Below are 17,706 nucleotides of genomic sequence, written 5' to 3'. Positions count from 1 at the left end.
ATCCACCGGATGATGGTTCGTCCAGTGCCTGGACATGAACGTGGAGATGCACTCTGACCTGGGAAAATAGGAGTTCTCCAGGATCGAGGCGCAGTCAGATCCAGCCGCGTTCGCGGGCGCGGAGTGCGGCCTGGAAGCGGTTGTCGGCGTCGAGTCTGTCCATGAGGCGGGCAACGTATTTGCGGTAGGTGCGCAGTGCCATGTTGAGCTGGCGCGCTCCTGTCTCGTCCTTGTCGACGACATAGAGGGTTTCGAGAATTCGCCGTTCGGTCTCGGTGAGGGAGGGCAGGGCTTCCTCGGGCAGCTCCTGGCCTGCCGCCCACATCCGTTCGAAGAGTGAGACCACCGTGCTCACCAGGCCTGGTTCTCGTGTCAGCAGAGCTCCGCGGGCCGTGTTGTCGGGGTCGAGCGGGGTCAGGGCCACGGCCCGGTCGCAGATGATCATCCGTTCGAGAGGGTGTGCGGAGATACGGATCTCGGCGCCACGGGTGGCGAGTTCCCTCAAGTACGCGATGGTCTTCTCGTCCTGTAGGCAGGCCGACGCCATCAGCGTCCGCATCCGCACCCCGCGGCGCAGGATTCGCAGGTCGATCGGACGCGATATCTCGATCGATTCCGCGGAGAGCACCCCGACCGGGTTGGTCGTCAGGTTCTCGGTGTGCGCGAAGAAGGTCACTTCGTCGATGACGCTGCGTACGGCCTCCAGGCCCTCGATCTGCTGGACCACGGGATTGAGCGGGCCCGGCGCATCCGCAGGAGTGCCGTCCGCGCTCAGGTGCTCGGCTACTTTGTTGAGCCGGGCGGTCTCCTGAAGGCCGTCCTTGAGCTGGCCGACCTGATGCTCAATCAGCCTTTCGAGGGTCCGCTTGGGTGAGAGCGCCCGCAGGCCACCAGACGTCGTGCGCACCACGATGCCCAGTTCCAGGACGCGGGTGAGTGTGGCCGGGTCGTGGCCGGTGGTGTCGTCACGGTCTCTCAGCAGCGCGAGGTAGAGCTGTTCCTCCTGCTCTGAAACACGCAGGAAGCCAAGGGAGTTGGGTGCTTCGCCGGTCTTCATCGCCACCCCCGAAGCACACCGGTGGGGCGAACTGCGTACGAGGGCTGCGAACTGTCCGGTGCCGGTGGCGGGGTCGTGCAGGAAAGTGCACGGGAACCGGGCCGTTTGCTGCACGGTCGGCCCCCGCCGAAGGCCCTTCCCGGCGGGCAACATTCTTCTTGTGAGGGCGGCCCGCCGGAACGAGAACAGCGGGAGGGCCCGAGCAGAACGCCCCCGTCCAGCGCCACCGCCAACCCAGGAGGTAACCCGTGAACCGCATCGGATCCCGTCTCGCGCTCGGTACCGTCACCGCACTCCTGGTGTTCGGCGGCGCGGGGGCCGCCCAGGCCGACGGCGTGGACGCGGCCCGCCCGGCCGCAGCCGCCACCGGTCGGACCGAGGCGCCCGAGCCCGCTCCGGAGCCCACGCCCATCCCCGTCGTCGGTCCGCTGACCAACGACTGGGGATGAGCGGGCCGGGGTGAGCGCGGACGGACCGGCTCTCACCTCCCGCTCGGGCCGACTCGTCCGGACAGCGTGTCCCGGCAGGTCTCCCGCCACTTCCTGATCCACCCCTCCACCCACCTTCACCGGGCATCCCTGTGCCCGGAACATCCTCAAAGGAGCACACCATGTCGAAGAACCTGAAGCGCGCGGCCCTCACCGTCGTCGGCGCCGTCACCGCCGCCGGCCTGCTGCTGCCCGCCACCGCCCAGGCCGCCACCAATCCGGCGCCCGCACAGGCTCGGGCCGTTTCTCAGCAGGCCGAGATGATGGCCGGCGGATACCGGACGGAGATCTTCGTCGATGCGATGGGGCGCATCGGAGAATGCATCGGGAACGTGCTGAGCGACCTCATTCTGGAGAAGCAGCGGCCCGAGTTCGTACAGCGGCAGGTGGACGAGACCCTGAAGTCGTACCCGGGCTACAGCGTCATGGTCATCAATGACAAGCTCGACTACTCCCTGGAGCTTTACGGGCTGGTCGCCAACGCCCGTGTCACCCAGGGCAGTGCCACCTACCGGGTCCTCGCCTTCAAGTCGGGCACGATCGTCAACCGGGGCGACGGCGGCTGGCTCAACTGGGGCTTCGGCGGCTGGTACACCCGCAACGGCAACACCGTGACGTTCGGCTGAGCTCGACCGCCCCATCCGATCTCCTGAGTCCTTCTGGAACTTCGCCCCTTACGCAGCACGGGCCGGCCACCTCACGGGAACCGGCCCACGCTGTGTCCACCCCAGGGCCGCAGGGCCCGCGATCCGAAGGAGACGCGGCCGTGGAACACCGGGTCCACATCGCCGGGCCGCCCGAAGCCGCCCCCGAGCTGGCGTGCCTGCGCATCATCGCCCGCCTCCCGCCCCAGTGGTCGATCGGAATCCTGGGATGCGGGACCGGCTACGCAATTCTCGGTCTGCACACACACGCCTCAGCTGAATACGTCGCAGCCAGGGTTGACGAGGTGATCACCGAGCTGCCACTGCGGGGGTGGCGCCGAAGCTGACACGAAAGGGGCCAGGTGAACCGGACGACAACGGTCTTGTGGTTCCACTCGCAGAGCTCTTGTCGTTCCACTCGCAGAGCTGGGGTTCCCGTCCACTGCCGATGGCTGCGGTGCCTACCCTCAGGACTGGCGGTGCTTACCCTCAGGACTGGGTGAACTGGACTTTGGTGGCCCTGTCGTTGAACTCGCCGAGCCGAGGCTCCCATCCCACTTTCAGGTAGTTGTTGTACTTGTCCTGGATGCCCATTCTGCAACTCATGCTTTTGACGGAAGAAGTTATCTCCTTCCACATGTCCGGCAGCTCGAAGTACGCGGCGCACGAGTTTCCGCGGAATTCAAGTATCGCCCCGGAATAGTCGACGTGTTCATAGATGATTCCGAGCGTCATGGTTCCCTGCCCCAAGGTCATCAGATCCGGCCTTTCCGCGGCGCTGGCCGGAGAAGCCGAACCGAGCAACAGGGCTGCGGCAAGAGTACCCAGAACCTTCTTGTTCATCGATATGACCACCCTCGTGAGATCGGACGTGGCTGATGGCGGAAACTATCCGGCCAGCCTGATCAGCCGGAGAGATGTCCACCAAGGAATGGCTCATTCCGCCCGGTGCTTTGATCGAATCTGACCGAATCTCACCCTGCGTTAGTATTTCATTAGCAGAGCGTTAGCGGCGCTGGTCATCATCAACCTCCCTCGCAGGATCAGACCTGGGCCGGCGGGCAGAAGCTCGGCGGAGAGGTGTGGATGTGAACCGTGTGTCTGTGGAGACTGCCCGGGATGCCAGAAGGCTTCCCGGGCAGTGCTGTTGGCGCCGGATGGTGGCGCGTTCACCATGTCGTTTCAGCCAGCACCCCCCGGCCCGGACGGACAGGACACCCCTGCGTGAGCAATTCCCGTTCGGATTCACCACGAGCACATCACCCGGCGCAACTCGCTCACGATTCATTGCGTTCGACCTCAGAGCGCAGCACCGGGAACCGCAGGGCATGGAAAATTCCGCGTCATTCGGAGAAGAGGTCCTATGCGCATGCGCGCGAAGATAACCGGAGTCCTGACCGCTGCAGGAGCAGGCATCCTGCTCACCATGGGCACGGCCCCGGCCGCCCATGCCACCGAAAATTCCGCCCAGGCCGCCGGAAACATTGTCACCTTCCAGTACCGGAACGTGCAGACCGGGCTCTGCCTCGACTCCGACAGCAAGGGCAATATCTACACCAAGGGGTGCGGCTCAACTAACCCCTACCAGCAATGGGAACGTGCGGAAAGCGGCGGCCAGGTCGTACTCCGGAATGTGGCCACCCGCCGATGCCTGGCCAAGAAAGACCCCTTCTTCAACCCGACCGTCCTCGAAACCAACGCGAAGTGCACTGACACGTGGAAGGAAACCATTGCCGGCGGAAAATTCCGCATGCTCGACAACTACAGCGGCAACCTGGCACTCGACTCCAACGCCAAGGGCAACGTCTACCTGCACGAATACGGTGCGGACAACCCCTACCAGCAGTGGAACCCCGCCTTGGTGAACTGACACGCGCCCTCAGCCGGCACGCACCGACATCTTGCGGTGCAGAACCACGCACACCGTCCTCATCGCGACAGCGTCAGCTCAGCTTTTCCAAGGAGAGCATCCCCATGAACGTTCGCAAGGGCATCGGAAGCCTCGCAGCCACCGCAGGAGCGACTGCACTCCTGGTCACCGGCATGACCACGCCCGCCCACGCCGCCGGCGGCCCCAACAGCGGCACCTACCGGCTCCAGAACGCCCAGACCGGGCGCTGCCTCAACAGCACCGGTCCCTTCACCCACGTCACCACCACCGACTGCAAGAGCACAGACCATTACCAACACTGGTCGTACACCCGCATCAACGGCAGGATCCAGCTCAAGAACACGGGTAGCGGCAGATGCCTGAAGCCGACGAACGCCTTCTCGAAGGAACTGACGACCGCGCCGTGCGGCATTGACGACAACGACTACTGGAACGAAGAGTTCATCGACGCGAAAGCCCGGCTCATCAGTGCCGGAGGCAACGCCGTGGACGCGGACGCCAAGGGCAACGCCTACCTGAACCCGTACGGTTCGAACAACCCCTACCAGCAGTGGTACCTGACGTTCACCATGCCTGGTTAAAGCCGGCCCGAACCAGCCGAAGGGCACGCACCGGATCTGCTCCTGGGCGTGAAACGATTGCACGACCAGCCAACGCAGCCGGGATTCTCCTCCCGCCACGCGGAAGGAAAATCCCGGCTGCGCGGCGCGCTCCGGGCGCGAGAAGGCCCGCCAGGAGCACGAGGAAGCCCGCCGGCACCACGAGTGCAGGAGCAGGCGGCACAACGCGCGTGCCTGGGCGCTGCGATGGGTCTCCCCTGCCGAGGCGAGCGCTCCTGCCCCACCCCTGGCCTTGGCTAAGGCCGGAACACCGCCACCGCCTCGCGCCCCTCCTCCTCCCGGAACGTCACCCGGAGTTCCATGCCGATGGCGAGCGCGGCCTCCTCGCACTCCACGACCTCCGTCATCATCCGGGGCCCCTCCGCCAGGTCGACGACGGCCGCGACATACGGCACGCGGGTGCCGAACGGCGGCAGGTCGTTGCGGTGGACGACGGACCAGGTGTAGAGCGTGGCCCGGCCGCTCGCCCGCTCCCAGTCGACGTCCTCGCTCCAGCAGTGCGGGCAGAACTCGCGCGGGTAGTGGTGCGCCCGGTCGCAGGCCCGGCAGCGGCGCAGCAGCAGATGCCCCTCGGCGGCGGCGTCCCAGTAGGGGCGGGTGGAGGCGTCCGGCTCCGGCAGGTCGTAGCGGGGGGCCGGAGCGGTGGACCCCTGGGGGGCCGGAGCGGTGGACTCCTGGGGGGCCGGTGGGGTCGCCGTCACAGGAAGAGTCCGATCGCGTGGTCGAGGGACCAGGTCTGCCAGGACATGGCGAACAGTGCGACGAGGGAGCTCAGCGCCATCATCGCGTTCTGCCCCTGCTCGGCCCAGTCGTGGATCATCAGCACCAGGTAGAGCAGGTTGAGCAGGAGCCCGGCGATGAGCGCGACCGGGGTCAGGAGGCCGGTGACCAGGCCCAGCCCCAGGGCGAGTTCCGCGTAGACGACGACGTACGCCATCGCCTTCGGGCGCGGCGCGACGATCCTCTCGAAGCCGCCGCGCACCACCGCCCAGCGGTGCTTCTCCGCCACGCCCGCCGCCCAGGCGATGCCGGTGCCGCGCTCGAACCAGCCCTTCTTGTCCTTGTGCCGCCAGCTCTCCAGCCACCACAGGCCGAGGCCTATCCGGAGCACGGCGAGCCATTCGGCTCCGTCGAGCCAGATCGTCCGCATGGGGCCCTCCCGCTTCACGTAATCTGACGATGCGTCAGTTCGCGTACGTCAGTTCACCCGATAGCGGCGGGCCGCGCAAGGGGATGCGCATGAGTGCGCACCCGTGATCAATTCGCAATCGATTCCGGTCTTGACCGAGACCCATCAAGAGGGTGCGCGATTACGATCCAAACCATGCCCGACAGCACATCTGCCCCCGGTAGCCCCATTCCGGCCCCCACGGACCTCACCGAGGACCGCCCCGTGTACGTCATCGGCGGCGGTCCGGGTGGGCTCGCCGCCGCGGCGGCCCTGCGTGCACAGGGGCAACGGGCCGTCGTACTGGAGAAGTCCGCGGACGTCGGCGCATCCTGGCGGCGCCACTACGACCGGCTGCACCTGCACACCACCCGGCGCTGGTCCGCCCTCCCCGGGCTGCCCATGCCCCGCCGGTTCGGCCGCTGGGTGTCCCGCGACAACGTGGTGCGCTACCTGGAGAAGTACGCCGAGCACCACGAGCTGGAAGTGGTGACGGGCGTCGAGGTCTCCCGCATCGACCGGGCGCCGGACGGCACCGGGTGGCGGCTGACCGCGACCGGCGGCCGTGAGCTGACCGGCCGGGCCGTGGTCGTGGCCACCGGCTTCAACCACACCCCGCGCATCCCCGACTGGTCCGGGCGCGACACCTTCACCGGCGCACTGGTGCACGCCGCCGACTACCGCGACCCGGCCCCCTACGCGGGCAAGGACGTCCTCGTCGTGGGCGTCGGCAACACGGGGGCGGAGATCGCCGTCGACCTGGTGGAGGGCGGGGCGTCACGGGTGCGGCTCGCGGTGCGCACCGTCCCGCACATCCTGCGCCGCTCCACGGCGGGCTGGCCCGCCCAGGGCACCGGCATCCTGGTGCGCCGGCTGCCGGTCGCGCTCGTCGACCGGGCGGGGGGCCTGCTGACCCGCGTCTCCATGCCCGACCTCGCCGAACAGGGACTCCCCCGACCGGACACCGGCCTGTACTCACGGGTCAAGGACGGGGCCATCCCGGTCCAGGACGTGGGGCTGATCGACGCGGTGAAGGGCGGCCGGGTGGTCCCGGTGGCGGCCGTCGAGTCGTTCGACGAGGACGCGGTGGTGCTGGCCGACGGGACCCGGATCACCCCGGACGCGGTCATCGCGGCCACCGGCTATCTGCGCTCCCTGGAGGGGCTGGTCGGCCACCTCGGAGTGCTGGACGCCCGGGGGCGGCCGGTGGTACACGGCGGCCGCACACCGAAGCAGGCACCCGGGCTGTACTTCACCGGGTTCACCAACCCGATCAGCGGCATGCTCCGCGAACTGGCCCTGGACGCGGAGAAGATCGCGAAGAAGCTCGCCCGCACCCGCTGATCCACCACCGCCGATCCGCCACTGCCGCTCCACTGCCGATCCACCACCGCTCCACCACCGCCCCCCGCCCTCGGTCTCCGCCCCCGACCTCCACCTTCAGCCCCCGCCGGACGCCCCGGCGGGGGCTGCGGCGACCCCGCTCCGGAAAGGCCACTCTCAGCCTTTGCCTGCACACCCATTCCTGACGGGGCGTCAGTTCAGTAACCTGACACTGCGTCAGCTTATGACGCCGGCCGGTCAGCACGAGCGCCGAGGACCTTCGAGCAGGAGTGGGCGGAACGATGCTTGGATCGACTCACGGCACCCTCACCACCGACTTCCGAGCCAGGGTGGTGGCCTGTGGCGAGGAGCCGCACGCCGCCGTCCACAGCATGACGGCCGCCGCCGCGGAAGGCGATCTCGATGTCAGCGGCCGTCCGCTGCAGGCGGCCGTGCCGGACCTGGACCGGTTCTTCCGGCCGGAGTCCGTGGCCGTCATCGGCGCCTCCGACACCGATGGCCGGCCCAATACCGGGATCACCCGGCAGCTGATCGCCTGGGCCGAGCGGGTCGGGGCGCGGCTGTATCCGGTGCACCCCACGCGGGAGTCCGTCTTCGGGCGGGCCTGTTCTCCTTCCGTCGCCGAGCTGCCGGAGCAGGTGGACCTGGCGGTGCTGCTGGTCGGCGACCCGCTCCCGGTGATCGAGGAACTCGCGCACGCCAAGGTGAAGTTCGCCGTCGCCTTCGCCTCCGGTTTCGCGGAGACCGGGGCTCAGGGCGCCGCCGCGCAGGCCCGGCTGGCCGCCGCGGTGGAGCGGTCGGGGCTGCGGCTGCTCGGACCGAACACCAACCTCAACGCCTTCGAGGAGTTCCGGGACGACCTGGACGGGCCGGCGATCGCGCTGATCACCCAGTCCGGCCACCAGGGGCGCCCCGTGTACACCCTTCAGGAGCTGGGCGTGCGGCTCTCGCACTGGGCTCCCACGGGCAACGAGGCGGATCTGGAGACCTCCGACTTCATCGCGTACTTCTCCCAGCGCCCCGAGGTCGGGGCCATCGCCTGCTACGTGGAGGGGCTCAAGGACGGGCGCTCCTTCCTGCTCGCCGCCGACCGGGCGGCACGGGCCGGGGTCCCGGTGGTGGCGGTCAAGGTCGGGCGGACGGAGACGGGGGCCAGGATGGCCGCGTCACACACCGGCAAGCTGACCGGCGCCGACCAGGTCGTCGACGCGGCGATGCGGCAGTTCGGCGTGATCCGGGTGGACGGCCTCGACGAACTCCAGGACACCGCGGCCCTCCTGGCACGGGCGCGCAAGCCGCTGGCCGACGGGGTCGTGGTCTATTCGATCTCGGGCGGCACGGGCGCGCACTTCTCGGACCTGGCGACCGCGGCGGGCCTGGAGATCCCGGTCCTGTCCGAGGAGAAGCAGGCCGAGCTGCACACCTGGATACCTGACTACCTGAACGTGGCGAACCCGGTCGACAACGGCGGTCACCCGGTGGGCGACTGGCGCGGCCGGAAGATCATCGACGCGATTCTCGCGGACCCCGGGGTCGGGGTACTGATCTGTCCGATCACCGGCCCCTTCCCTCCCATGAGCGACAAACTCGCGCAGGACCTGGTGGACGCGGCGGAAGCCACGGACAAGCTGGTGTGCGTGGTGTGGGGTTCGCCGGTCGGCACCGAGGACGCGTACCGCACGACGCTGCTCGGCTCCTCCCGCGTCGCCACCTTCCGTACGTTCGGCAACTGCATCACCGCGGTGAAGGCCTATCTGGACCACCACCGGTTCGCCGCCTCCTACCGCTCCCCCTTCGACGAGGCGCCGCGCACGCCGTCGCCGTCCTTCCGCAAGGCGCAGGCACTGATGCGTCCGGGCCACCAGCTGAGCGAGCACGCGGCGAAGCAGCTGCTGCGGGCGTACGGAATCCGGGTGCCCCGCGAGCAGTTGGTGACCAGCGCCGCGGCCGCCGTCCGGGCGGCGGGGCTGGTCGGCTACCCCGTCGTCATGAAGGCGTCCGGCGCACGGCTGGCCCACAAGACCGAACTGGGCCTGGTCAAGGTCGGCCTCACCTCCGCCAGCCAGGTGCGGGACGCCTATCGCGAACTGACCGACATCGCGCGCTTCGAGGACATCGAGCTGGACGGAATCCTGGTCTGCCAGATGGTCGAGCGCGGCGTCGAGATGATGGTCGGCGTCACGCAGGACGCCCTGTTCGGCCCGACCGTGACCGTCGGGCTCGGTGGCGTACTGGTCGAGGTGCTGCACGACGCGGCGGTGCGGGTCCCGCCGTTCGGCGAGGACCAGGCGCGGGCGATGCTCGGCGAGCTGCGCGGCCGGGCCCTGCTGGAAGGGGTGCGCGGCGGAGCGCCGGTGGACGTGGACGCGCTCGTCGAAGTGGTGCTGCGGGTGCAGCGGATGGCGCTGGAACTGGGCGACGACCTCTGCGAACTGGACATCAACCCGCTGATGGTGCTGGGACGCGGACAGGGCGCGGTGGCGCTGGACGCACTCGCCGTCTGCCGCTGACCTGCCCCGCCGCCGCACCCGCACCCGCGCCCGCGCCCGCGCCCGCCATCGAGCCCACCACCCGCTCAGGAGCTGCCTCATGCCGTCCTCCCCCGAAGACACCGCCGACCGCACAGACCAGCACGACCCGTCCGGATCGCCTGAATCATTGATACTCCACGCCACTGACAACGGCGTCTCGTGGATCACCCTCAACCGCCCCGAGGCGATGAACGCCGTCACCTGGGACCAGCGCGAACGCGTCATCACGCTGCTCGCCGAGGCCTCCGCCGACCCCGGGGTCCGGGCCGTCGTCCTGACCGCCACCGGCCGCGGCTTCTGCGCCGGAGCCGACCTGCGGGGCGCCCCGGCCACCGGCGACCGGGTGCCCGGCGATGTCGCCCGGACGATCCGGCTCGGCGCGCAGCGCCTGATCGCCGCGGTCCTGGACTGCGAGAAGCCCGTCATCGCGGCCGTCAACGGCACCGCGGCCGGCATCGGAGCCCATCTCGCGTTCGCCTGCGACCTGGTGCTGGCCGCCGAGTCGGCGAAGTTCATCGAGGTGTTCGTGCGCCGCGGCCTCGTACCGGACGGCGGTGGCGCGTATCTGCTGCCCCGGCTGATCGGGCCGCAGCGCGCCAAGGAGCTGATGTTCTTCGGTGACTCGCTCCCGGCCCGGGACGCGGAGCGCCTGGGGCTCGTCAACCGGACCGTTCCGGACGAGGAGCTGGCGGCGACGGCGCGGGCGTGGGCCCAGCGGCTGGCGGAGGGGCCCACCCGTTCGATCGCCCTCACCAAGCAGCTGGTCAACGCCTCACTGGACGCCGACCGGGCCACGGCGTTCGCCGCCGAGGCCATGGCGCAGGAGATCAACATGACGACGCTGGACGCCAACGAGGGCGTGGCGAGCTTCGTGGAGCGTCGGGCCCCGAAGTACCGGGGGATCTAGGACGTACCCGGCCGGGCGCGGCGCGCCCCTTTACGCGGGTGACAGCCCGCTGGTGTCCAGGTCCAGGCCGAACGGGTCCGGAAGGCGCAGAGCCGCACCGAACGGGTGCGGACCGTCCACCCGGGTGTAGCCCAAGTGGCCCGGCTCGGAGAACAGGGTCACGCTGCCCTCGATCCGGTCGACGAGGAGGTACAGCGGCGCTCGGTACTCCGCGTACCGGCGGCGCTTCACGACCCGGCCGGTTTCCGCGTTCGACTCCGACGTGACCTCCACGACGAGGAGTGTCTGCTCGGGGAGCAGAGCACCGCCCCCTTTGGCGAGCGCCTCGGGGACCACTGCGATGTCAGGGACGTACCAATTGGAGGACCCGGGCAGGTCCAGGTTCCCGGAGCCTTCGACGCACCCCAGCTCGTCGACACGTTCCTCGATCTGCCGGCGAACCACTCGGGCGGCACGTTCGTGGTCCCAGGTCGGTGACACGTGCTCGATGATCCCCTCGATGATCTGCACACGGTCCCCGCGGATCCGCTGCACGGCGAACTTCAGGGCACGTTCGGAGTCAATGCCCTGGCCGTAGTCGGGCGCACTGGTCATCTCGCACCTCCTCCCGCTCCACCGAATCCCTGACGACTCAGCGTAGCGGTTGGGGAACCAGGTGTCGTCGCGACGCCGAGCGCCGAAGCATTGGGGATCCGGCTTTCCGCAGTGCCGGGCCGCCCTCCGGCCGCGTACGGCCGCGGGCGCGGCCGGCCTCTGACGAAGGCGGGGAGCCGGTCCCGCACCCCTTCCCATCTGACATGCCGTCAGGTCTAATCGAAGGGTGATGGGACACGCAGGAATGGCCGCGACCGCAGTCCGCTACCTCAGGTCCGTCGGCGCCGCGACGGCCGCCGCTCCGGCGCCGGTCGATCCGCTGCCGCGCCCGGCCCTGCGGGCCGTCGCGGACGACGAGCGGCTGCCCGTCGATCCGGGCGAGTTCCGCCGGGTGCTCGGGCACTTCGCCAGCGGGGTCACCATCGTCACCGCGCACGATCCGAACGCCACCGACGGCACAGCCGGTCCGGCCGGCTTCGCCTGCCAGTCGTTCGCCTCGCTCTCGCTGGACCCGCCGCTGGTCACGTTCATGGTCGCCCGTACGTCGACGACCTGGCCGCGCATCGCCCGCGCCGGGGCCTTCTGCGTCAACATCCTGGGGGCGGAACAGGGCGCGCTGTGCCGGTCCTTCGCGGTCAGCGGGGCCGACAAGTTCGCCGGGGTGGCCCACACCCCCGCCCCCGCGACCGGGTCGCCGCTGCTGGACTCCGTGCCCGCCTGGGTCGACTGCCGCATCCAGGCCGTCCACACCGGCGGCGACCACCTGATCGTGGTCGGCCGGGTGGAGGCGCTGGGGGCGGCGACGGACGGGGACGGAACCGGGAGCGGTCCGCTGCTGTTCCACCAGGGGACGTTCGGGCGGTTCAGCCGCTAGGGCCGTGTCCGACGGATCAGGCGGATCAGGTCGGACTCACAGGACGACGGCGTCCTCCGGCCGCCGGACCCGCTGGATCACCAGCGCCATCAGCGCCGCGACCGCGCACAGCGCCCCCGCCGCGTACCAGACCAGGTCGTACGAGCCGAAGTGGTCCCGCGCCACCCCGCCGAGGAACGCCACCAGCGCCGCACCCACCTGGTGGGAGGCCAGCACCCAGCCGAAGACGATCGCGCTGTCCTCTCCGTACTGCTCCCGGCACAGGGCCAGGGTCGGCGGGACCGTGGCGACCCAGTCAAGGCCGTAGAACACGATGAAGAAGACCATCGGCGGATGCACGGTCGGCGCCAGCAGCATCGGCAGGAACAGCAGCGAGATCCCGCGCAGCGCGTAGTAGACGGCCAGCAGCCGGCGGGCGTCGAAGCGGTCGGTGAGCCAGCCCGAGAAGATCGTGCCGATGATGTCGAAGATCCCGATGACGGCCAGCAGCGAGGCCGCGGCGGTGATGGGCATGTGGTGGTCGTGCGCCGAGGGCACGAAGTGGGTGCGGATCAGACCGTTGGTCGAGGCGCCGCAGATCGCGAAGGTGCCGGCCAGCAGCCAGAACGGTCCGGTGCGGGCCGCGTCGAACAGGACGCGTACGGTCCGGCTCGCCGCACCCCGGGCGGGCGCGGGCTTCTCCACGTACTCCCCGCCGTACGGAGCCTGGCCCACGTCGGCCGGGTGGTCGCGCATCAGCAGCCAGACGAACGGGACGACGGCCAGGGCCGCGAGCGCGACGGTCACCGAGGCCGGGCGCCAGCCGTGCTGGTCGACGATCCACGCGCAGAGCGGGAGGAAGACCAGCTGGCCGGAGGCGCCGGCCGCGGTGAGGATGCCGGTGACCAGGCCCCGCCGGGCGACGAACCAGCGGTTGGTGACCGTCGCGGAGAAGGCCATCGCCATCGAGCCGGTGCCGAGGCCGACGAGCAGCCCCCAATAGATCATCAGCTGCCAGGCGGCCGTCATCCAGACACTGGCCAGCGCCCCGGCGGCGACCGCGCTGAGCGCGACGACCACGACCCTGCGGATGCCGAACCGGTCCATCAGCGCCGCGGCGAACGGGGCGGTGAGCCCGTACAGCGCCATGTCGATGGAGACCGCGAGACCGATCTCCCCGCGCGACCAGCCGAACTCCGTGTTCAGCGGGTCGATGAGCAGGCCGGGGAGGGAGTTGAAGGCCGCACCGCCGATGATCGTCACGAAAGTGACGGCGGCGACGATCCACGCGCGGTGGATACGCGGCCGGCGCCGCCCCTCGGGGGAGATCCGCCGGCGGGCATCCCGGGCGGCACTTTCGGTTGTCTGGGTCACGTCACTCAGCATCCCGGCGGCGCGCCCCTCCTCACGAGTGGCCGGAGGGACACTGTTCGCAGGAATCGGGCCACGCGAAGCGCCAGGCGCCCCAGGCCGCCGCCGCGCCCACCGCGTACCAGAGCAGATCGGGCGCGTTGAACGTCGAGCCCAGCACCAGCCGCGCCACCGCACTGTGCCGGGACAGCTCCGCGGGCACCCCGGTCAGCTGGCTCAGCTCGACCGCCCAGCTGAGCGCCAGCCCCGTGCCGGCCACGGCGAGCGGCCGGGCACGGGGCGCGCACAGCGCGACGAGGGCACAGATCAGGACCGTGTAGAGCGCGTCCCCGGCGTACTTGGCGCCGGCGCCGTCCGCGACGGTACGCACCCCGAGCCCGGCCGCGACCGTCACCACGGCCGCGCACAGCGCGACGAACCGGTACCGGTACGCACCCCGTCCGCGCACCCTCACCCGATCCGCTCCAGCCGCCTGATCGGCCGGGCCGCCAGCAGCACGCCCACCGCCAGTATGTTGATCACCGCCCCGGCCAGCAGCACCTCCGACGCGCCCACCCGGTCGGCGACCGGTCCCGCCAGTGCCCGGCCCGCCGCCAGCATCAGCAGCGATCCGGCCACGTCGTACGCGTGCAGCCGGTTCAGCGCCTCCGGCGGCACCTGCGTCTGGACGGTCGTCGACCACATCACCAGCCAGAACGCGAACGCCGCACCCGCGATGAACTGACCGATCCCCAGCGCGAACACGGGCATCCCGAGCCCCAGCGCCAACAGGTTCACGCACACCCCGGTCAGCGCCACGGCCCCCGCCGCCAGCGGGCGGCGCGGCCGCAGTCGCAGGGCGAGCAGGCCACCGACGACGCTGCCCGCGCCGTTCACCGCCATCATCGCGCCGTACGTCCCCGAGCCGTGCGCCTCGGTGACCTCGACGGCGGTCAGCGGGAGCATCGGGCCGAGCACGCTGAAGCCGTACACCGTCCAGATCGCGATCACGCCCCACAGCCAGCTGCGCGCCCGGAACTCGTGCCAGCCATCCACCAGTTCCGCGACGAACGTGCCGCGCTGCGCCTCGTCCGACGGGGCCGGGGCCAGCCGCAGCAGGAAGAGGCAGATGCCGGAGACCAGGAACGTCGAGGCGTTCGCCGCGTAGACCGCTCCGGCGCTCGCCAGCCCGACGAGCACACCCGCGAACGCCGGACCCGCCATGGTCATCAGCGCCTCGGAGACGCGGAGCACCGCGTTGCCGCGCTGCACGTCCGAGGCCACCCGCGGCACGGTCGAGGCGACACCCGGCTGGAAGAGCGCCGCGCCCACACCGGCCACCGCGCTCAGCGAGTACACCGCCCACAGCGGCGGGTTGCCGACCGCGAAGGAGACCGCGAGCGCGGAGGCGCCGATCAGCCGCAGCGCGTCGGCGATGATCATCATCCGGCGCGGGGTGAACCGGTCCGCCAGCACGCCGCCGAAGAGCACGAACAGCGCCAGCGGCCCCATCCAGGCCGCCAGCGCGTACCCCACCGAGGAGTGCGGGCGCCCCGCCCCCAGCAGGCCCGCGGTGAGGGCCACCGGGATCATCCCGTCACCGAAGAGCGCCGCGGTGCGGGCGACGAAGAAGAGCCGGAAGTTGCGGCTCCAGAGCCGGTCCGGCCCGAGGGGCAAGGACGGCAGGGGCGGCAGGGGCGGCTCGGGCGGCAGGGACGACGGCCCGGCCAACGGAACCAAGGGGGGCGAATCACGCAAAGCGCTCTCGCTGTCCACGGCGGGAATGCATGCGTGGTCTGCTGACTTTTCCTTCACACCGATGACATGTATCAGCTTATGGTCTATACCAGCTAGTGGTGAAGGGAGTCCGCCGTGCCACACCGAGTCGTCGTCCTCGCCCTCGATGGGCTGCTCCCGTTCGAACTGGGCATCCCACAAAGGATATTCGGCCGCTCCTTCGGAATCGAGCCGTTCAACCCGGTCCACAAACTCTACGAAGTCGTCACCTGTTCCATCCGCCCGCCGGGCCCGGTCCACACCGACGCGGACTTCACGATCACGGTCGAGCACGGCCCGGAGGCCCTCGCCACCGCCGACACGGTGGTGATCCCCGCCAGCTACGAACTCGGCCCCGTCCACACCGAGGGCCGGCTGACCGACGAACTCGCCGCCGCGCTCGCGTACATCAGGCCCGGCACCCGGATGGTCTCCATCTGCACCGGCGGCTACGTGCTCGCCGCCGCCGGATACCTCGACGGCCGCCCCGCCACCACCCACTGGTCATCCGCCGAACACTTCCAGAAGCTGTTCCCGGCGGTACGGGTCGACCCCGACGTCCTGTTCATCGACGACGGGGACGTCCTGACGTCCGCCGGGGTCGCCGCCGGGATCGACCTCTGCCTGCACATCGTGCGCCGCGACCACGGCACCGCCGTCGCCAACGACGTCGCCCGGCGCACCGTCGTACCGCCGCACCGCGACGGCGGCCAGGCGCAGTACATCCAGCGCCCGGTCCCCGACGCCCAGATCGCCGGCACGACCACCGCACGGGCCTGGGCGCTCGGGCGGCTGGAACGGCCGATCCTGCTGCGCGACATGGCGCAGCAGGAGTCGATGAGCGTACGGACGTTCACCCGCCGCTTCCGTGAGGAGGTCGGGATCAGTCCCGTCCAGTGGCTGACCCAGCAGCGGGTGGAACGGGCCCGTCAGCTGCTGGAGTCCACCGACCTGTCGATCGACCAGGTCGCCCGCGACGCCGGCTTCGGCACGCCCACCTCGCTGCGGCAGCACCTCCAGGCGGCGCTGGGGGTGTCGCCGACGATGTACCGCCGGACGTTCCGGGCGACGGCGGGCGACCGCTGCTGAGGGGCCGCCGGGTGGCCTTTCAGCCGGTTCTGCCGCCTCAGAACACCAGCACCCCCCGGGCCACCCGCCCGTGGTGCGCGTCGTCCGCCGCCTTGGCGAAGTCCTCCACCGGGTAGGTCTCGGTGACGAGTTCGTCCAGCAGCAGCCGGCCCTCCCGGTACAGGTCCGCGTACAGGGCGATGTCCCGCTGCGGGCGCGAGGAGCCGTAGCGGCAGCCCAGGATCGACTTGTCCAGGTACATCGACGAGACCAGGAACGACGCCTCGGCCGTCGCCGCCGGCACACCCAGCAGGACCGCCTGGCCGTGCCGGTCCAGCAGGTCGATCGCGGTACGGATCAGCTCGGTGCGGCCCACGCACTCGAAGGCGTGGTCGGCGCCGCTCGGCAGGATCTCCCGGACGCCCTCGGCCGAGGTCAGGAAGTGGGTGGCGCCGAACTGCCGGGCCACCGCCTCCTTCTCCGGGTTGGAGTCGACCGCGACGATCGTCAGCGCACCGGCGATCCGCGCCCCCTGGATCACGTTGAGCCCGATGCCGCCCGTGCCGATCACGACGACGCTCTCACCTCGGTCGACCCTGGCCCGGTTCAGTACGGCTCCGACTCCCGTGAGCACCCCGCAGCCGATCAGGGCCGCCGAGGTGAGGGGCAGGTCCGCGGGTATCTTGACCGCCTGCACGGCCTTGACCAGGGTCCGTTCGGCGAACGCCGAGTTGGACGCGAACTGGTACAGCGGCTTCCCGCCCCGCGAGAACGGCTGCCCCGGCATCCCGATCGCCTTGCGGCACATCGTCGGCCGGCCCCGGTCGCACTGCGCGCACGCGCCGCAGCTGGCCAGCGTGGACAGCGACACGTGGTCGCCGGGCGTCACATGGCTCACGCCCGCGCCGACCGCCTCCACCACGCCCGCGCCCTCGTGGCCGAGCACCACCGGCAGCGGGAACGGGATCGTCCCGTCGATCACCGACAGATCACTGTGGCAGAGGCCTGCCGCGGCCACCGCGACCAGCACCTCGCCTGGACCCGGATCACGTATCTCCAGATCGTCGACGACCTCGGTCCGCTTGCCGTCGAAGACGACGCCTCTCATCTCGGCTCCCTCGGTAGGCCGAGCACGCGCTCGGCGATGATGTTCCGCTGCGTTTTGCAACCCAGCCCGTCCGGGACTCGGTGCCCCCCCGGCCCGTCCGGGGTTCGGCGCCCCAATCCAGCCCGTCCGGCGATTGAGGACCGGGGTCCGGGGCAGCGCCCCGGCAACGCGCCCGCGCGCCCGGCAACCGGGGGGGGGGGGGGGGGGGGGGGGGGGGGGGGGGGGGGGGGGGGGGGGGGGGGGGGGGGGGGGGGGGGGGGGGGGGGGGGGGGGGCGGGGGGGGTGGGTGCCGGGGTGCCCCCCGGCT

At 70.5% G+C, this 17,706-nt stretch carries 19 protein-coding genes; 10 read left to right on the top strand and 9 right to left on the bottom strand.

From position 1 onward, the window contains the following. Window positions 1-94 precede the first annotated feature (94 nt). Window positions 95-1,063: a helix-turn-helix transcriptional regulator gene (locus tag ACZ6S6_RS25605; RefSeq protein WP_469707044.1), complete on the bottom strand. Its 969-nt coding sequence runs from the start codon at window positions 1,061-1,063 to the stop codon at window positions 95-97. 242 nt (window positions 1,064-1,305) lie between these two features. On the opposite strand from ACZ6S6_RS25605, the gene ACZ6S6_RS25600 reads away from it, so the two are divergent. The 3 genes from ACZ6S6_RS25600 (at window position 1,306) to ACZ6S6_RS25590 (ending at window position 2,536) form a co-directional block, all read left to right on the top strand. Next, the gene (locus ACZ6S6_RS25600) at window positions 1,306-1,506 is read left to right on the top strand and encodes a hypothetical protein (RefSeq protein WP_362962211.1); all 201 of its coding nucleotides are present in this window, start codon (window positions 1,306-1,308) and stop codon (window positions 1,504-1,506) included. A 161-nt stretch (window positions 1,507-1,667) separates the two neighbouring features. Next, complete coding sequence (locus tag ACZ6S6_RS25595; protein WP_362962213.1) at window positions 1,668-2,171, top strand: hypothetical protein; 504 nt, start codon at window positions 1,668-1,670, stop codon at window positions 2,169-2,171. A 140-nt stretch (window positions 2,172-2,311) separates the two neighbouring features. Beyond that, the gene (locus tag ACZ6S6_RS25590) at window positions 2,312-2,536 is read left to right on the top strand and encodes a hypothetical protein (RefSeq protein WP_362962215.1); all 225 of its coding nucleotides are present in this window, start codon (window positions 2,312-2,314) and stop codon (window positions 2,534-2,536) included. Window positions 2,537-2,678: 142 nt separating this feature from the next. Here ACZ6S6_RS25590 and ACZ6S6_RS25585 read toward each other — a convergent pair whose 3' ends face one another. Beyond that, the gene (locus tag ACZ6S6_RS25585) at window positions 2,679-3,032 is read right to left on the bottom strand and encodes a hypothetical protein (RefSeq protein WP_362962217.1); all 354 of its coding nucleotides are present in this window, start codon (window positions 3,030-3,032) and stop codon (window positions 2,679-2,681) included. A gap of 526 nt (window positions 3,033-3,558) precedes the next feature. Here ACZ6S6_RS25585 and ACZ6S6_RS25580 point away from each other — a divergent pair. Together ACZ6S6_RS25580 and ACZ6S6_RS25575 are read left to right on the top strand one after the other, a co-directional pair. Further along, window positions 3,559-4,059, top strand: coding sequence for an RICIN domain-containing protein (locus ACZ6S6_RS25580; RefSeq protein WP_362962219.1), 501 nt, complete (start codon window positions 3,559-3,561; stop codon window positions 4,057-4,059). Between the two features lie 104 nt (window positions 4,060-4,163). After that, a complete protein-coding gene (locus ACZ6S6_RS25575) occupies window positions 4,164-4,661 on the top strand; it encodes an RICIN domain-containing protein (RefSeq protein WP_469707043.1) in 498 nt (165 codons plus the stop codon). A 275-nt stretch (window positions 4,662-4,936) separates the two neighbouring features. Here ACZ6S6_RS25575 and ACZ6S6_RS25570 read toward each other — a convergent pair whose 3' ends face one another. Together ACZ6S6_RS25570 and ACZ6S6_RS25565 are read right to left on the bottom strand one after the other, a co-directional pair. Next, on the bottom strand, window positions 4,937-5,401 hold the full coding sequence (locus ACZ6S6_RS25570) for a Zn-ribbon domain-containing OB-fold protein (protein WP_469707042.1): 465 nt from the start codon (window positions 5,399-5,401) through the stop codon (window positions 4,937-4,939). After that, the gene (locus tag ACZ6S6_RS25565) at window positions 5,398-5,850 is read right to left on the bottom strand and encodes a DoxX family protein (protein WP_469707041.1); all 453 of its coding nucleotides are present in this window, start codon (window positions 5,848-5,850) and stop codon (window positions 5,398-5,400) included. The genes ACZ6S6_RS25570 and ACZ6S6_RS25565 overlap by 4 nt, the downstream gene beginning before the upstream one ends. A gap of 174 nt (window positions 5,851-6,024) precedes the next feature. Here ACZ6S6_RS25565 and ACZ6S6_RS25560 point away from each other — a divergent pair, with 174 nt between their 5' ends. From ACZ6S6_RS25560 to ACZ6S6_RS25550, 3 genes are all read left to right on the top strand, one after another. Next, the gene (locus ACZ6S6_RS25560; protein WP_469707040.1) at window positions 6,025-7,212 is read left to right on the top strand and encodes a flavin-containing monooxygenase; all 1,188 of its coding nucleotides are present in this window, start codon (window positions 6,025-6,027) and stop codon (window positions 7,210-7,212) included. Window positions 7,213-7,493: 281 nt separating this feature from the next. Continuing rightward, window positions 7,494-9,722: an acetate--CoA ligase family protein gene (locus ACZ6S6_RS25555; RefSeq protein WP_469707039.1), complete on the top strand. Its 2,229-nt coding sequence runs from the start codon at window positions 7,494-7,496 to the stop codon at window positions 9,720-9,722. Window positions 9,723-9,801: 79 nt separating this feature from the next. Continuing rightward, window positions 9,802-10,650: an enoyl-CoA hydratase/isomerase family protein gene (locus ACZ6S6_RS25550; protein ID WP_469707038.1), complete on the top strand. Its 849-nt coding sequence runs from the start codon at window positions 9,802-9,804 to the stop codon at window positions 10,648-10,650. A 30-nt stretch (window positions 10,651-10,680) separates the two neighbouring features. Here the strand turns inward: ACZ6S6_RS25550 and ACZ6S6_RS25545 are convergent, their stop codons facing one another. Then, window positions 10,681-11,244, bottom strand: coding sequence for a Uma2 family endonuclease (locus ACZ6S6_RS25545; protein WP_362962231.1), 564 nt, complete (start codon window positions 11,242-11,244; stop codon window positions 10,681-10,683). A gap of 244 nt (window positions 11,245-11,488) precedes the next feature. Between ACZ6S6_RS25545 and ACZ6S6_RS25540 the strand changes: the two genes are divergently transcribed. Beyond that, complete coding sequence (locus ACZ6S6_RS25540; protein ID WP_469707037.1) at window positions 11,489-12,118, top strand: flavin reductase family protein; 630 nt, start codon at window positions 11,489-11,491, stop codon at window positions 12,116-12,118. A gap of 36 nt (window positions 12,119-12,154) precedes the next feature. Here the strand turns inward: ACZ6S6_RS25540 and ACZ6S6_RS25535 are convergent, their stop codons facing one another. From ACZ6S6_RS25535 to ACZ6S6_RS25525, 3 genes are read right to left on the bottom strand one after another with little or no spacing between them, the layout of a single operon-like run. Further along, window positions 12,155-13,471: an MFS transporter gene (locus ACZ6S6_RS25535; RefSeq protein ID WP_362962235.1), complete on the bottom strand. Its 1,317-nt coding sequence runs from the start codon at window positions 13,469-13,471 to the stop codon at window positions 12,155-12,157. Between the two features lie 31 nt (window positions 13,472-13,502). Further along, a complete protein-coding gene (locus ACZ6S6_RS25530; RefSeq protein WP_469707036.1) occupies window positions 13,503-13,916 on the bottom strand; it encodes a ribosomal maturation YjgA family protein in 414 nt (137 codons plus the stop codon). A gap of 2 nt (window positions 13,917-13,918) precedes the next feature. After that, window positions 13,919-15,205, bottom strand: a complete 1,287-nt coding sequence (locus ACZ6S6_RS25525) for an MFS transporter (RefSeq protein ID WP_469707035.1) — start codon at window positions 15,203-15,205, stop codon at window positions 13,919-13,921. A gap of 114 nt (window positions 15,206-15,319) precedes the next feature. On the opposite strand from ACZ6S6_RS25525, the gene ACZ6S6_RS25520 reads away from it, so the two are divergent. After that, the gene (locus ACZ6S6_RS25520; RefSeq protein ID WP_362962238.1) at window positions 15,320-16,312 is read left to right on the top strand and encodes a GlxA family transcriptional regulator; all 993 of its coding nucleotides are present in this window, start codon (window positions 15,320-15,322) and stop codon (window positions 16,310-16,312) included. A 37-nt stretch (window positions 16,313-16,349) separates the two neighbouring features. Here ACZ6S6_RS25520 and ACZ6S6_RS25515 read toward each other — a convergent pair whose 3' ends face one another. After that, complete coding sequence (locus tag ACZ6S6_RS25515) at window positions 16,350-17,399, bottom strand: Zn-dependent alcohol dehydrogenase (RefSeq protein WP_362962239.1); 1,050 nt, start codon at window positions 17,397-17,399, stop codon at window positions 16,350-16,352. Between the last annotated feature and the right edge of the window lie 307 nt (window positions 17,400-17,706).

The sequence above is a fragment of the Streptomyces sp. NPDC048671 genome, from assembly GCF_055587045.1.
This window is presented reverse-complemented; position numbering and strand designations above follow the sequence as displayed.